Genomic DNA, 14973 nt, shown 5'->3' on the forward strand with positions numbered 1-14973 from the left:
ACGAGCATGACCGTGGCCGAGGAGACCGAGGTGACCCTCGCGGTCGGCCAGCAGAAGGACCTGCCCGCCGTACCGGCCGCGGGCGGGCCGTCCGCCGACCGGGAGATGCACGCCATCCTGGAGATCGGCGTCCGCGGCCACGGCGGCCCGGGCCCCGCCACCGGGGGCGCCCCCGGCAGCGGCCCCGCGCTCGCCGAGGTGCTGATCATCGACACCTCCCGCTCGATGCTGCACCCGGACGACAAACTGCACGCCGCCAAGGACGCCACCGTCGCCGCCGTCCGGATGCTGCCCGAGGGCACCGCCTTCGCCGTGCTCTCCGGCCGCTTCGACGCCACCGTCGTGCACCCCGGCCCGGACCGTGCCGCACTCGCCGTCGCCGGAACCGCCGAACGCGAGGCGGCCGAGCGGGCCGTACGGATCCTGGACGCGGACGGCGGCACCGCCATCGGCACCTGGCTCGACCTCGCCCGGCGGCTGCTGAAGGAGCAGCCCGCGCCCGTCAAGCACGTCCTGCTGCTCACCGACGGGCGCAACGAGCACGACCACCGGGCCACCATGACCCTGGACACCGCCCTCGACGCCTGCGAGGGCCGCTTCGTCTGCGACGCCTGGGGCATCGGCGACGACTGGGACGCCGAACTGCTGCTGCGCATCACCCGGCGGCTGCACGGCCGGGCCGGAGCCGTCCGCCGGGAGTCCGAACTGACCGCCGCCTACGAGGAACTGGTCGCGGGCATGCTCGGCACCGCCGTGCCCGAGCTGCGCATCAGGCTCACCCCCACCCCCGGCACGGTCATCCGCCAGGTCAAGCAGGTGGTGCCCGTCGAACAGGAACTCCTCGCCACCACCACCGGGTTCGCCGAACGGGGCACCGAGTACGTCACCCGCGCCTGGGGCGACGAGGTCCGCCACTTCCAGGTGGTCCTCGCGGCCGACCCGACAGGCCGCGAGCGGGGCGAGGACCTCCAGCTCGCCGCCGTCGAGGTCGTCGTGCCCGACTTCGGGCGCGCGGTACGGCTGCCCGCGCCGCAGCCCGTCCTGGTGCGCTGGACCGACAACCCGCTCGACGCCTCCCGGCAGCACCCCGGGGTCCGCCGGGGCGAGCTGTACCAGCAGGCGAGCGCCGCCGTGGCCCGCGCCTACCGGGCCTGGCTGCGCGGCGCCGAGGGCCGCACCGCCGCGGACCGCGAACTCGCCCGGGCCCTGCAACTGGCCGGAGAACTGGGCGACCCCCATCTGCTCGACGCCCTGCGGCGGATCGAGGAGGAGCCGGGCACCGGCAGGGTCCGCGACGGTCTGAAGGACGTCGACTGGCAGCACCTGATCCTCTCCAGCGCCATGACCACCCCGCCGCAGCCGCCCGCCGCCGCCCCGCCGGCCGCCGCGCCGCCCGGCCCCGCCGAACCCGCCGCCGGCGCCGACGACCTGATCGAGTGCCCCGACTGCAAGTGGCTCGGCCCGGCCGGCTCCGTCTACTGCGGCGGCGACTGCGGACGGCTGCTGGGGGAGCCGTCCGCATGAGCGCCGACGGAGAGCCCCAGACGACCGGCGCGAGCCAGGCCGGGCGCGCCACCGCCCCCGCCCCCGGCCGGGCGGCCCCGGCCGACCGGCCGGCACCCGAGGGCGCGCCCCGGGTCCTCGGTGCCCTCGTGCGCCCGCTCGGCGCGCGGCGGCACCCGCCGGACGAGGGCAGCACCACCGCCCGCGACCTGACCGTCCGCCACCGCCTGCTCCTCGCCCTGTCGGCCCTGCTGACCGTGTCCCTGTTCCTCTCCTACGAGGGCGTGCACGGCGACGCCAACCCGCTGCGCACCGCGAGCGCCCCCGCGGTGCTCTCCATCGACACCGCGCTGTACGCGCTCGGCCAGGCGGAGCAGGACGCCGGTGCGCCGACACCGACCAGCGACTTCCAGAAGCAGATCTCGGTCGCCGCGCAGAGCCTCGCGGCCGCCGCCGGGGACGACGTCGGCGGACCGGCCGGGAGGCAGGCCCTGCAGACCGTCGCCGGCCTGATCACCGTCTACGCCGTCAAGGTCCAGCAGGCCCAGCTCCAGCCCGCCGGCAGCGTGCTGCGCGAGGCGTACCTCAGCTACGCGACCAGCATCCTGACGGACCCGGGCGCCGGGATACAGGCCCGCCTGAAGATCCTGCAGGGGCAGCAGCGTGCCGCCGTGCACCGGCAGACCTCCTTCGGCCCGCTGCTGTGGCTCGGCTGGAGCGCCACCCTGCTGCTCACCCTCGCCCTGGGCACCGTCCTGCTGGAGACCCAGCTGTTCCTGCGCCGACGCCTCCGGCGCCGCTACAACCGCGGACTCCTCGCGGCCGGCGCCCTGCTGGCGGCCGGGCTCGCCGTCACCCTGCTGTTCACGGGGTGGACGCACACCGGGATGGCGGACACCCGGCACCTGCTCGACCGCCCGCTGACCGGGCGGGCCATCACCGACGCGGGGCGGGACACCGCCTCGTACCTGGCGCACACCGGCTTCCGCGCGGCGGCCGCCGGATGGATCCTGATAGGAGGCGTCCTGCTCATGGCACTGGCCGAGACGGGACTGCGGCGGCACATCGACGAGTACCGGTTCAGGCCGCGGTGAGCGCGCAGCCGAGCGGCCCCGCGCCGGCCGCCCCGCGCGGCCGGCGCCTCACCCGCACCGTGACGGTCGTGGCGACCTGCCTCGCCGTGCTGGCGGCGGCCGTCGTGCTGGGCGCACGCGCCCTCGGGCAGGAACCGACCGTCACCCTGCTGGCCAACTGGACCGGCGACGACGAACGGAACCTGCGGCACACGGTCATCGAGCCCTTCGAGCGCAAGTACCACGTCCACGTCGACTACCAGGGCAGCTCCGCCGAGAGCCAGGTGCTCGGCGCCGACGTCGAGGCCGGCACACCGCCCGACGTGGTGGTGCTGACCGGTCCCGGCGAACTCGCCGACTACGCCCACCAGCAGCAGCTCCGGCCGCTCGACGACCTGATCCCCCGGGACGACTTCGGCGCGTCCTGGGCGACCCCGCTGGCCGACGGGCACGTGTACTGGTTCCCGCTCAAGGCCGACCTGAAGAGCATCGTCTGGTACCCGGCGGGCACCAGCGAGCGGCAGCGCGGAGCGGCCAGGGACCAGCCGGGCCAGTGGTGCGTGGGCATGGGCTCCGGCGCCACCAGCGGCTGGCCCGGCACGGACTGGATCGAGGACATCCTGCTCCAGCAGCACGGCCCGTCCGCCTACCAGCGGTGGGCGGGCGGGCGGCTGTCCTGGCGGTCGGCGGACGTCAGGCAGGCCTGGACGACCTGGGGCCGTCTGATGGGCGCCGGAAAGTCCGAGGCACTGCTGCGCCGGACCCTGAAGACCGGCTACCAGAACGCGTCCGCGCCGGTGGCCGACCACCCCCGCGGCTGCACGCTGGAGCACCAGGCGTCGTTCATCCGCACGCAGTCGGACGCGTGGAAACGGGCCGACGGCCGCTTCGAGCCCTCCGCCCGGCTCATCCCGGGGGCCACCTCCTCCGACACCTGGGAGGTCTCCGGCGACCTGGTCGCCCTGCTGCACGACACCCCGCAGGCGAAGCAGCTGATCCGCCATCTCGCCGCCGCCGGCACCCAACGCGCCTGGAGCGCCGCGGAGTCCGGCTTCTCCGTCGACGCCAGGGCCCAGCCCGCCGCGGGCGACGCCGGCTCCGCCTGGCACCGCTCGCTCGCCGCGACACTGCTCGACCAGCGGGCGGTGCACTGCTTCGACGCGTCCGACGCCATGCCGCCCGCGGTGCGCGACGCGTTCGCCGAGGCGACCATCGAGTACCTGGCCCACCCGGACCACCTGGACGCGCTCCTGGCCTCACTGGACACCCTCAGCGCGACCCGGGGCCTGACCTGGCTGCCCTCGGTGTGCGACCAACTGCCGTGAGCAGCAGCCGTGTTCAGCCGCTGACCCACGACAGGGTCAGCGCTCGCCCCTGCGCCCGGCCCGCCTCGGCCGCGGGGCGGCGGGTCGCCGGGTCCAGGGCGTTGGGGCCGATCGCCGCCGTCGACGCCTCGTCGGGGGCCGCGACCGCCACCTCGGCACCCCGGGCGCGCAGCTCCTCCACGGACCTCTCCAGGGGCTGTTCGCTGGGGAACGGCTCGGCGGGACCGAGCGGCACGATCACCAGCACCCGCTCCGCGCCGGCCGCGAGGTCGGCGTTCGCGATGGAGTGCACCCCGCCGTCGACGTAGCGGCGCTCGCCGATCGTCACCGGCGGCCACACGCCCGGCACCGCGCAGCTCGCCGCGACGGCGTCGACCAGGGGCACGCCCGAGGCCCGCTCGAAGACGCGCGGCTCACCGCTCTCCGCGTCCACCGCGACGACCTTCAGCGCACGCTCCGGCCAGCCGTGGGAGGGCAGCCGCGACTCGATCACCGCGCGCCGGTCCGGCTCGGCGACCGTCCGTGCCCTGAGTGCCACTTGCCCGACGGCGCGCCGCAGCTCCGGCACCGAGGCGGCCGAGCCCGTCGCCGCGCCGATCTCCTCGGCGAACTTCTCCAGATCCATCTCGGCCATGATCTCCGCGGCCTGCAGTGCCGGGTCCACCTGGCGGGCGTACAGCTCCTCCAGGCTCAGCCCGCTGCCGAGCTGGGCGGCGACGGCGGCCCCGGCGGAGGTCCCGACGAGCAGCCCGGCCCCGCTGACGTCCTGCCCGGAATCCGCGAGCCCGGCCAGCAGCCCGGTGATCCACGCGATCCCGCCCACACCGCCGCCGCCCAGCACCAACGCCTCGGTCATGTCTGCTCCTTGAACGTCTCGATCTTCCCAACCGGCAACGCACGAGGGGCGCACGACCATTCCTCCCGGTGCCCTACAGCCAGTCCCGTCGCTTGAACACCACGTACAGCGCCGTGCAGACCACGGCCATCAGGGCGATCGCGAACGGGTAGCCGAAACCCCAGCGCAGTTCGGGCATCTCGCGGAAGTTCATGCCGTAGATCGTGCCGACCAGCGTGGGGGCGAAGAGGATGGCCGCCCAGGAGGAGATCTTCTTGACCTCCTCGTTCTGCTCGAAGCCCGCCTCCGCCAGGGCCCGCATCTCCGCGTTCTGCTGCTGGGTGACGAGGGTCGCGTTGACGGTGAGGATCTCGGTGAGGGCCTGGCGGAAGCCGTCGACGCGTTCGCTGGTGTGCGTGACGTGGTCGGCGACGTCCCGCAGGTAGCGCTGCAGCTCCTCGTCCGTCTCGTACTTGGCGAAGCCCGCCATCAGGCCGTGCAGCATGCCGACGAGCGGGCGGGTGGCGCGCTGGAACTCGACCATCTCGCGGGAGAGTTCGTAGATGCGTCGGGAGACCTCGGGGTCGCCGCGGAACACCTCGGTCTCGATCTCGTCGACGTCGTTCTGGACGCCGGCCACGACGGGCGCGTAGCCGTCCACCACCGCGTCGAGGATCGCGTACAGCACCGCCTCCGGGCCGAGCTTCAGCAGCTCGGGCGAGTCCTCCATGCGGCGGCGCACCGCCGACAGGTCGGGGGCCGCGCCGTGCCGGACCGTGATGACGAAGTCCGGGCCGACGAACACGTGCAGCTCGCCGAAGTCGACCTCCTCCGGTGCGTCCAGATAGCGGGCGGCGCGCAGGACGACGAACAGCGTGTCGCCGTACCGCTCCAGCTTGGGCCGCTGGTGCGCCTCCATCGCGTCCTCGACCGCGAGCGGATGCAGGTCGAACTCGGCGGCCAGGGAGTGCAGTTCGGCCCCGGTGGGACGGGCGAGGCCGATCCATGCCATGCCCGCGGGCTGTTCGCGCAGCTCACGGTAGGTCTCGGCGAGCGTCGCGGGGGAGGACACCCGGACGCCGTCGCGGTACAGCGCGGCCTGGACGATGCTCGGCGGCTCCGCGCCCGCCGTGGCGCCGGGGGCGGGCTCGGGCGCCTCGGCGGCGGGGGGCTGGGGCGGACTGGGAGCGCGGCGCCAGACGGCCCTGCGGCCGCCGTTCCTGCCGCCTTCTCGCTCGGACATCGGCTGCCTCTCCGTCGAGCCGGCGTACGGCGTGATCACTCAGAGGGTACGAGAAGGATATCCACGGCCCCCGCGCAGCGCGCCCGCCGCCGATGCGGGGTTCGGTGAGAGAACGAGAGCGAAAGGAGTGCGAGAAAGAGGACAGGAACGGTCCTCTTGGCCGGTTGGCGTGCCGTCATGACGAAGCGCAGCGCGAGCCCCGCCCTCGTCCTGGACACCCCGGCCCCGCCGCGCTTCCTGCCCGAGTTCGACGACCTCCTGCTCTCCCACGCGGACCGCACCCGCGTCGTGCCGCCCGCCCACCGGGGCCGCAGCTGGCAGGGCAACCAGGCGTACCGGACCCTGCTGGTCGACGGATTCCTGGCGGGCGTGAGGCGGCTGGACACCGGCGCGCTGGTCGTCGAGCCCTTCGAGAAGCTCTCCGCCGCCCAGCGGGAGGAGGTCGCCGCGGAGGGGGAGCGGATGCTCGGCGTCCTGCACCCCGGGCGGTCGTACGACATCAGGTACGGGGAGGTCCTGCGCCGCTGAGCCCGCCCGGGAGATGGTCCGCGCCCGGGCGGGCCCAGTCAGTTGGATAGGGGGGCGCTGCGGGCCGCTCGTGGTCGCTCGCAACGCCCCCCTGGCCGCTACCCGAGGGGTGCTCGGGAAGACTTCCGGGTCACGAGTTGACCTGCTTGGTCACGAGGTCCGAGAAGGTGGCCAGCCGGGTGTACACACCCGGGTAGCCCGCCTCCGCGCACCCCTCGCCCCAGGAAGTGATCCCTGCCAGGACGCCCCCGATGAGCAGGGGACCGCCGCTGTCGCCCTGGCAGGTGTCTACGCCGCCGGATGTGTATCCGGCGCAAACCATGTCGGACTGGACGAAGTCCGAACCGTAGGAGGAACGGCAGCTGGAGTCGGCCACGACCGGGACGGTCGCGGTCCGCAGCTGGTTGGAGGAGCTGCCGTTCTCCGAGGTGGTGCCCCAGCCGAGGATCCGGGCCGTGGTGCCGGCCGCGTACACACCCGTCTGGGAGGAGGAGACGAACGGCACCGGGCTGTACGGCATCGCCGTCGACAGGGTCAGCACGGCCACGTCGTTGTCCGTGCTGGCGTCCGTGTAGTCCGGATCGACCCAGATCTTGCCGACCCGGCTCACCGTGCCGTCGGTGCCGTTCAGCTTGGTGCGGCCGCCGACCACCCGGACGCCGTCCGGGGTCTCGCCGGCCATGCAGTGCGCGGCCGTCACGACCTTCCGCGCGGCCACCAGGGTGCCGCCGCAGAACTGGTTGCCGGACGCGTCCGTGATCTGCATGACGAACGGGTACGCGGTCGTGGTGGTGGTCGTACCGCCGACGATGGGCTGGGGTGCGGCACTCGCCGTGGGTGAGGCGAGCAGCGCGGTCGCCGCGGCGGCGGCGGTGGCCACCAGGGTCGCGGCGGTCTGTCTGGCACGTCTGGACCCGAACATGAGTCTCCTCAGTGGGGGTTGCACCGGTGGGGGATCGCACGGGCATGGGGTCTTCACGGGGGTCGCGGGACCGACCCCCGTATGCCCGGGCGAGCGGCACGCCCATTACGCTAGGACCGGAACCCCCGGCTCCCAATGAGGGAACCCCCTAGGGGGCTTGGTGAGGGAAAACCCTCGGTCCGGCTCAGTTAACAAGAGCGGTGCTCAGCGCGCGCGGCGACCTGCCGCCAATCGGACGATGTCGACGCGCGACCGGATCCCCAGCTTGCGGTAGACCCGGGTCAGCGTGGCCTCCACCGTCTTCACGCTGATGAACAGCCGGGCGGCGATCTCCCGGTTGGTGGCGCCCTCCATGACGAGCGCGGCGACCTGACGCTCCATCGCGGCCAGCTTGTCCAGCGCGTCCAGGGTGTCCGGCACGGTCAGCGCCGGTTCCGGTTCGGGGGTGGTGAGCGCCTCGTCCACCTGGCGCAGCCACGGCAGCGCCCGGCAGCGGCGGAACATCCGGGTGGCCTCGTCGAAGGCCGGGGGCCCGGGGCGCCGGCCGTGCAGCCGGGCCAGCGCGAACGCGGCCCGCGCCTCCTCGAGGCCGTATCCGAGCTTGCCGAGCCGGTCCTGAGCGGACGTCAGCTGCGGGACGGCGGCCTCCGTCGCGCCCCGGGCGGCGCGCACCAGGGCCTCGGAACGGTCGAGGACGGCGAGGACGCTCGCCCGGTCGAGCCGCAGGGCGTGCTCCCGGCTGGCGTCGATGACGTCCTGCGCCTCGGCCGGTTCACCGATCCGGACCAGTGCCTCGGCGAGATCGCCCTGCCAGCGGCCGCGGGCCGGGTCGGTGATGCCGAGGCCCAGCTCCAGGCTCCGCACGCGGCGCAGCGAGCGCACGGTGCCCGCCGGGTCCCCGGCCACCAACTGGGCGTACCCGAGCGCGCCCAGGGCCCGCGAGAGGTACATCTGGTCGCCGTCCTCCTCGGCGTGCTCCACGGCCTCCCGGGCGAGGGCGAGCGCCCGGTCCACGTCGCCGCCGGAGGCCTCCGCGAGCGAGGTCAGCATCGCCGAGGCGGTCTCGCCGATCCCGGAGTCCCGGGCGAGGCGCAGGCTCTCGCGGGCCAGTTCCAGCGCGCGGCCGCAGTGCCCGGCGCGCAGTTCGGTCTCGGCCAGGCCGCGCAGGAAGTGCACCTCGCTCTCCACCGAGCCGCGCCGGCGCACCTCGCGCAGCAGCGCCGTCACCGTCGCCCGGGCCTCGACCAGCTGGTCGCTCATGACCAGCCAGCGGAACCGGGCGCTGCCCGCCCCGTTGTGGTGCCAGGCCACCTTGGGGTCCTGAGGCTCCTTCAGGGCCCGCTTGATGGTGCGCGGTGCCTCCGGATGGCCCATCAGGGTCTCGGTCTGCGCCTGGAAGGCGAGGGAGAGCAGCTCGGTGCGCCGGTCGTGGCCGCGCGCGGCCAGCTCGGCGGCGTGCGCGGCGGCCTCCCGGGCCTCGGTGAAGTCGCCCTCCACGATCAGCGCCCGCCAGGCCAGCTGGTAGTGCACCAGGGCCAGCAGCCGGGGGTCGTCGCCGGCGTCGGCGAGGGCCTGCGGGAAGACGGCGTCGACCTCGGCCATGGTGTGGCCGGCGGTGTCGATGACGATGATCCAGGCCCGCACCCGGTCGGCGGGCACACTCGTCCGGGTGAGCACCTCCCGGGCTATGTCCCGGGCCAGGTCCACCTCGCCGGCGGTGATGGCGTCCTCGGCGGCCTGCAGCCGCCGCTCCTCCTGGCCGGGCACGCCGTCGGCGGGGGTGTGCCGGGCGGCCAGCAGCCCCAGCTGGGCGGCGACCGAGGGCGCCCCGCGGTCCCGGGCCAGGGCGGCCGCCTCCCCGAGCCGGGCGGCGACCTCCGGGTCGGCGCCGGTGGTGGCGAGGGCCAGGTGCCGGGCCCGCTCGATCGGGTCGGAGGCGGCCGTGGACAGGGCCGCGTGCGCCGCCCGCCGTTCGTGCGCGGGCGCCTCCGCGTACAGCGCGGCGGAGATCAGCGGGTGCGCGAACCGTACGGCGGGTGCGTCCGGTTCGGTGGCCAGCAGCCCCAGTTCGGCGGCCTGGGCACACTCGGCCTCGGCGTTCTCCCGGCCGGCGGCGTGCAGCAGCGCGGGGGTGGGGCGCGCACCGGCGCTGGCCACCAGCAGGGTGCGGCGGGCCTCCACGGACAGCATGTCCAGGCGGCTGAGCACCAGGGCGCGCAGCGAGGTGGGCACCGGCAGCGGCTCGCCCGGCCGGGGTGGGGTGGGGCTCTCGGCGAGGGCACGGCCGAGTTCCAGCGCGAACAGCGGGTTGCCGGCGCTGGTGCGGTGAATCTCGCGGACCGTCGAGCGGGGCAGCGCGCCGTGGCCGCGGTGGCCGAGCAACTGGGCGACCTGGGTGCGGGAGAGGGCGCCGAGCCGGACGGAGCGGGTGTCCGGCGGGCAGGCCCGCAGATGCCGGTCGTACTCCTGGCTCTCCTGCCCCTCGGTGCGCACCGCGCACAGCAGTTGCACCGGGGTGCCGCCGAGCCGGCGGGCGGCGAAGCCGAGCAGTTCCGCGCTGGCCGGGTCCAGCCACTGCAGGTCGTCGGCGACGACCAGCACCGGGCCGCGGGTGGCGAGCGCGCGCAGCGCGGAGAGCACCGCGAGGCGCAGGGCGAGGCCGTCGCGCTGGAGGCTGGACTCGCCGCGTCCGGTGAGCGCGGACTCCAGGGCGGTGCGCTGTGCGGCGGGCAGCCGGGGGGAGACGTCGTCGAGGACCAGGCCGAGGAGGTCGGCGAGCGCGAGGAAGGGGAGGTGGGATTCGGACTCCGTCGCCGAGCAGCGCAGGACGGTGTGCGCGGTGGCCGCGTATTCCTCGGCCAATGCCCGCAGGACGGTGGATTTCCCTATTCCGGCGGGGCCGTGGAGCAGCACGCTGCCCCCGGAGGCGAGTTGGTCCCGGGCGCCGGCGAGCAACTCCTCGCGGCCGATGACCAGGTCGGGGCGGCACCTTGCAGGCTCCTGGAAGTCCCGTCGCACGGTCACCGCTCCCCTCGTATGTCGTGTCCGGGCCAAATTCTAGGCAACGATCCTTGAAATTCGGACGGAAGCCGTGGTGAGGGAAATAACAAACGGTCAAGCATAGGGAAATTCAAGGCGTCCACCGTTGAATGGGCAGGTTTCCTCACCGGGCCGGCGCTACGGCAGCAGCCCCGCCCTGCGGGCCGCGGTCACCGCCTCTCCTCGTGTGTGCGTGCCCAGCTTCCGCATCGCCGAACGCAGATAGCCCTTGACGGTCTCCGGGCGCAGCCCCAGCCGCTCGGCCACCGCCGCGTTGGTGGCCCCCGCCGCGACCCAGGACAGCACGTCCAGTTCCCGCGGCGCCAGGCTCGCGCCCCGGGCCGGCCGTGCCGCGGTCAGCAGCCCGCAGGCGGCGAGCAGGTCCGCCCGCAGCCCGGGATCGGCGATCCGGGGCGCGAGCGCCCTGAGCGCCGCGTGCGCCTCCCGCACCTGTTCCCAGGCCGCGGCCCGGTCGCCGCCGGCGGGCTCCGGCCGGGCCGCCGTCAGCAGCCCCCGCACCTCGTCCCGCACCACCAGCGCCTGCTCCACGTCCCGCGCCACCGCGACCGCCGCGCCCAGCGCCCGGTCGCCGAGCGGCTGGGCCGAGCGCAGCGCGCCGTACAGCACCCCGCGCACCCGGCGCCGCACCACCACCGGCACCGCGAGCACCGAGTGGATGCCCTCGACGGCCACCGGCACGTCGTACTCGTGGCTGATCTGCCGGGAGCTGGAGTAGTCCGTCACCGCGCAGGGCCGGGCCAGCGCCACCGCCTTGCCGCCGAGCCCGTTGCCCGAGGTCACCGCGAGCGAGCGCAGGGCGGCCGTGGTGGTGCCGCTCAGCTCGCTGATGCGGATCTGCGGCCGACCGGTCTCGACGAGCCCGCCGAAGGCGACCGGCAGCCCGGTAGCCCGCCTCAGCCGGACCAGGGCACCCCGGATCTCCACCGCCGCCACGGCCTCTGCTGCCACCTCATCGCTCCTTCGTGCGGCTGATGTGCGGACCACACCCCCGTTCGTGCGCGCACCACACCCCCGTACGGGGGTAGTGAGACCTGCATCACGGATTAGACGATGCCAGAGAGCCGCCCGGCAATGGTCCGGAACATGGGAGGACACAGATGACGACGGCGACCGACGTGTTCAGGAACGCGCGGGACTTCCTGCTCGCCCACCGCGAGGACTACGCCACCGCCCACGAGGGCTTCGCCTGGCCGCGGCCGGAGCACTTCAACTGGGCGCTGGACTGGTTCGACGTGATCGCCGCCGGAAACGACCGGACGGCGCTGCACATCGTGGAGGAGGACGGGAGCGAGACCAGGCTGTCCTTCGCCGAACTGGCCGAGCGCTCGAACCGGGTCGCCCACTGGCTGCGCGACCGGGGCGTCGCCGCCGAGGACCGCATCCTCGTCATGCTCGGCAACCAGGCCGAGCTGTGGGAGACCGCGCTGGCCGCGATGAAGCTGCGCGCGGTCGTCATCCCGGCCACCCCGCTGCTCGGCCCGGCCGACCTGCGCGACCGCGTGGACCGGGGCCGGGTGAAGCACGTGATCGTGCGGGCCGAGGACACCGTCAAGTTCGCCGACGTGCCCGGCGCCTACACCCGGCTCGCGGTCGGCGGCCTGCCCGAGGAGGGCTGGGAGCCGTACGAGGACGCGTACGCGGCCCCCGCCGAGTTCGTGCCCGACGGCCCGACCCTGGCCGACGACCCGCTGATGCTCTACTTCACCTCGGGCACCACCGCCCGCCCCAAGCTCGTCGAGCACACCCACACCTCGTACCCCGTGGGCCACCTGGCCACCATGTACTGGATCGGGCTGAAACCCGGCGACGTGCATCTGAACATCTCCTCGCCGGGCTGGGCCAAGCACGCCTGGTCCAATCTGTTCGCGCCGTGGAACGCCGAGGCGACCGTCTTCATCTTCAACTACACACGGTTCGACGCGGCCCGGCTGATGGCCGAGATGGACCGGGCCGGTGTGACCACCTTCTGCGCCCCGCCGACCGTGTGGCGCATGCTCATCCAGGCCGATCTCGGCCAGCTGCGCACCCCGCCCCGCGAGGTGGTGGCCGCGGGCGAGCCGCTCAACCCCGAGGTCATCGAACAGGTCCGGCGGGCCTGGAACCTGACGGTCCGGGACGGCTTCGGGCAGACCGAGACCGCCGTCCAGGTCTCCAACAGCCCCGGCCAGGTGCTGAAGACCGGCTCCATGGGCCGCCCCAGCCCCGGCTACCGGGTGGAGCTCCTCGACCCCGTGTCCGGCGCGCCCGGCGCCGCCGAGGGGGAGATCGCCCTCGACCTCGCCGAGCGGCCGGTCGGCCTGATGACCGGCTACCACGGCGACCCGGACCGGACGGCGGAGGCCATGGCGGGCGGCTACTACCGCACCGGGGACATCGCCGCCCGCGACGAGGACGGCTACCTGACCTACGTCGGCCGCGCCGACGACGTCTTCAAGGCCTCCGACTACAAGATCAGCCCCTTCGAGCTGGAGAGCGCGCTGCTGGAGCACGAGGCGGTGGCCGAGGCGGCCGTCGTGCCCGCCCCGGACGAGCTGCGGCTCGCCGTGCCCAAGGCGTACGTCGTCCTCGCCACGGGCTTCGAGCCCGGCCCCGGCACCGCGAAGGTCCTCTTCGAGCACTCCCGCCAGGTGCTCGCCCCCTACAAGCGCATCCGCCGGCTGGAGTTCGGCGCGCTGCCCAAGACCGTCTCGGGCAAGATCCGCCGGATCGAGCTGCGCGAGGCCACGGCCCAGGGCTCGGACCACGAGTACCGCGAGGAGGACTTCCGGTGAGCGCTCGGCTTTCGTACGCCCACGGGACGGGCACCACCGCCCTGCTCGGCGACACCATCGGCGCCAACCTGGACCGGGCCGTGGCCGCCTGGCCGGACCGCGAGGCACTGGTGGACGTGCCGTCCGGAAGGCGCTGGACGTACTCCCGGTTCGCCGCCGACGTGGACCGGCTGGCGTGCGCGCTGCTCGCGAGCGGGGTCGCCAAGGGCGACCGGGTGGGCATCTGGGCGGTCAACTGCGCCGAGTGGGTGCTCGTGCAGTACGCCACCGCCCGGGTCGGCGCGATCATGGTGAACATCAACCCGGCCTACCGCACGCACGAGGTGGAGTTCGTCCTCAACCAGGCGGGGATCTCCCTGCTGTTCGCCTCGCTCAGCCACAAGGGCAGCGACTACCGCGGGATGGTGGACGAGGTGCGGGGCCGGTGCCCCGCGCTGCGGGAGACCGTGTACATCGGGGACGCGGGCTGGGAGTCGTTCGCCGCCCGCGGCGCGGACGGACCCCAGGACGAACTGCGGGCCCGCCAGGGCGAGCTGTCCTGCGACGACCCCATCAACATCCAGTACACCTCGGGCACCACCGGCTTCCCGAAGGGCGCCACCCTCTCCCACCACAACATCCTCAACAACGGTTACTTCGTGGGGGAGTTGGTCGACTACGACGAGCAGGACAGGATCTGCATCCCGGTGCCCTTCTACCACTGCTTCGGCATGGTGATGGGCAACCTCGCGGCCACCTCGCACGGCGCCTGCATGGTGATCCCGGCCCCCTCGTTCGACCCCACGGCGACCCTGGAGGCGGTGCAGCGGGAGCGGTGCACCTCCCTGTACGGCGTCCCGACCATGTTCATCGCGGAGCTGAACCTCCCCGGCTTCGCGACGTACGACCTCTCGTCGCTGCGCACCGGCATCATGGCGGGCTCCCCCTGCCCGGTGGAGGTGATGAAGCGGGTGGTCGCCGAGATGCACATGGCCGAGGTCGCCATCTGCTACGGCATGACGGAGACGTCCCCCGTGTCGCTGCAGACCCGGACGGACGACGACCTGGAGCACCGCACCGCCACCGTCGGCCGCGTCCTGCCCCATCTGGAGGTCAAGGTCGTCGACCCGGCCACCGGGGTCACCCGGCCCCGCGGCGGCGCGGGCGAGCTGTGCACCCGCGGGTACAGCGTGATGCTCGGCTACTGGAACGAGCCGGAGAAGACCGCGGAGGCCGTCGACGCCGGCCGCTGGATGCACACCGGGGACCTCGCGGTGATGCGCGAGGACGGCTACGTGGAGATCGTCGGCCGCATCAAGGACATGATCATCCGGGGCGGCGAGAACATCTACCCGCGCGAGATCGAGGAGTTCCTCTACGCGCACCCGAAGATCCGGGACGTCCAGGTCGTCGGCGTACCGGACGAGAGGTACGGCGAGGAGGTCCTCGCCTGCGTGATCCCGCGCGACGAGGCCGACCCGCTCACCCTGGAGGAGCTGCGCGCCTTCTGCCAGGGCCGGCTCGCCCACTACAAGATCCCGAGCAGGCTGAGCATCCTCGGCTCCTTCCCGATGACGGTGTCCGGAAAGGTGCGCAAGATCGAGCTGCGGGAGCGCTACGGGGTGTGAAACGGCGAGAAACGAGCATGTGCCAAGTGCTCGAGGACGGGCCCCGGGGGAGCGCGCTGTCGGCGGCGCACCCGCCCGGGGCCCGTCTGCACGTGGAGGAGTGACC

11 protein-coding genes are annotated in these 14973 nt (G+C 73.9%); 6 read left to right on the top strand and 5 right to left on the bottom strand.

Annotated features, from left to right (window positions below; translation table 11 throughout):
- Positions 1-6: 6 nt before the first annotated feature.
- Genes ACZ7FF_RS28965 through ACZ7FF_RS28975 form a run of 3 tightly spaced genes read left to right on the top strand, consistent with a single transcriptional unit; the run spans position 7 to position 3901 of the window.
- Positions 7-1524: a vWA domain-containing protein gene (locus ACZ7FF_RS28965; protein ID WP_470815650.1), complete on the top strand. Its 1518-nt coding sequence runs from the start codon at positions 7-9 to the stop codon at positions 1522-1524.
- Complete coding sequence (locus ACZ7FF_RS28970; RefSeq protein ID WP_470815652.1) at positions 1521-2597, top strand: hypothetical protein; 1077 nt, start codon at positions 1521-1523, stop codon at positions 2595-2597. Before ACZ7FF_RS28965 ends, ACZ7FF_RS28970 begins: the two co-directional genes overlap by 4 nt.
- On the top strand, positions 2594-3901 hold the full coding sequence (locus ACZ7FF_RS28975) for an extracellular solute-binding protein (RefSeq protein ID WP_470815654.1): 1308 nt from the start codon (positions 2594-2596) through the stop codon (positions 3899-3901). Before ACZ7FF_RS28970 ends, ACZ7FF_RS28975 begins: the two co-directional genes overlap by 4 nt.
- A gap of 13 nt (positions 3902-3914) precedes the next feature.
- Here the strand turns inward: ACZ7FF_RS28975 and ACZ7FF_RS28980 are convergent, their stop codons facing one another.
- A complete protein-coding gene (locus ACZ7FF_RS28980) occupies positions 3915-4757 on the bottom strand; it encodes a patatin-like phospholipase family protein (RefSeq protein WP_470815656.1) in 843 nt (280 codons plus the stop codon).
- Positions 4758-4830: 73 nt separating this feature from the next.
- A complete protein-coding gene (locus ACZ7FF_RS28985; RefSeq protein WP_470815658.1) occupies positions 4831-5979 on the bottom strand; it encodes a magnesium and cobalt transport protein CorA in 1149 nt (382 codons plus the stop codon).
- Positions 5980-6156: 177 nt separating this feature from the next.
- Between ACZ7FF_RS28985 and ACZ7FF_RS28990 the strand changes: the two genes are divergently transcribed.
- Complete coding sequence (locus ACZ7FF_RS28990; protein WP_470815659.1) at positions 6157-6507, top strand: DNA glycosylase AlkZ-like family protein; 351 nt, start codon at positions 6157-6159, stop codon at positions 6505-6507.
- 130 nt (positions 6508-6637) lie between these two features.
- Here the strand turns inward: ACZ7FF_RS28990 and ACZ7FF_RS28995 are convergent, their stop codons facing one another.
- From ACZ7FF_RS28995 to ACZ7FF_RS29005, 3 genes are all read right to left on the bottom strand, one after another.
- On the bottom strand, positions 6638-7429 hold the full coding sequence (locus ACZ7FF_RS28995; protein WP_470815661.1) for a S1 family peptidase: 792 nt from the start codon (positions 7427-7429) through the stop codon (positions 6638-6640).
- A gap of 204 nt (positions 7430-7633) precedes the next feature.
- Positions 7634-10453 (bottom strand): ATP-binding protein, encoded by a 2820-nt coding sequence (locus ACZ7FF_RS29000; RefSeq protein ID WP_470815662.1) that lies wholly within the window; start codon positions 10451-10453, stop codon positions 7634-7636.
- A 153-nt stretch (positions 10454-10606) separates the two neighbouring features.
- A complete protein-coding gene (locus ACZ7FF_RS29005; RefSeq protein ID WP_470815664.1) occupies positions 10607-11437 on the bottom strand; it encodes a helix-turn-helix transcriptional regulator in 831 nt (276 codons plus the stop codon).
- Between the two features lie 149 nt (positions 11438-11586).
- On the opposite strand from ACZ7FF_RS29005, the gene ACZ7FF_RS29010 reads away from it, so the two are divergent.
- Both ACZ7FF_RS29010 and ACZ7FF_RS29015 read left to right on the top strand, forming a co-directional pair.
- A complete protein-coding gene (locus ACZ7FF_RS29010) occupies positions 11587-13260 on the top strand; it encodes an AMP-binding protein (RefSeq protein WP_470815666.1) in 1674 nt (557 codons plus the stop codon).
- Positions 13257-14867: an AMP-binding protein gene (locus ACZ7FF_RS29015; RefSeq protein WP_470815668.1), complete on the top strand. Its 1611-nt coding sequence runs from the start codon at positions 13257-13259 to the stop codon at positions 14865-14867. The genes ACZ7FF_RS29010 and ACZ7FF_RS29015 overlap by 4 nt, the downstream gene beginning before the upstream one ends.
- Positions 14868-14973: the final 106 nt, after the last annotated feature.

This window comes from Streptomyces sp. NPDC037126 (assembly GCF_055605965.1).

Coding starts and splice junctions, on each gene's coding strand:
- ACZ7FF_RS28970 (WP_470815652.1), top strand. CDS start 1,521: ATGAGCGCCGACGGAGAGCCCCAGACGACCGGCGCGAGCCAGGCCGGG.
- ACZ7FF_RS28995 (WP_470815661.1), bottom strand. CDS start 7,429: ATGTTCGGGTCCAGACGTGCCAGACAGACCGCCGCGACCCTGGTGGCC.
- ACZ7FF_RS28980 (WP_470815656.1), bottom strand. CDS start 4,757: ATGACCGAGGCGTTGGTGCTGGGCGGCGGCGGTGTGGGCGGGATCGCG.
- ACZ7FF_RS28965 (WP_470815650.1), top strand. CDS start 7: ATGACCGTGGCCGAGGAGACCGAGGTGACCCTCGCGGTCGGCCAGCAG.
- ACZ7FF_RS28985 (WP_470815658.1), bottom strand. CDS start 5,979: ATGTCCGAGCGAGAAGGCGGCAGGAACGGCGGCCGCAGGGCCGTCTGG.
- ACZ7FF_RS28990 (WP_470815659.1), top strand. CDS start 6,157: ATGACGAAGCGCAGCGCGAGCCCCGCCCTCGTCCTGGACACCCCGGCC.
- ACZ7FF_RS29010 (WP_470815666.1), top strand. CDS start 11,587: ATGACGACGGCGACCGACGTGTTCAGGAACGCGCGGGACTTCCTGCTC.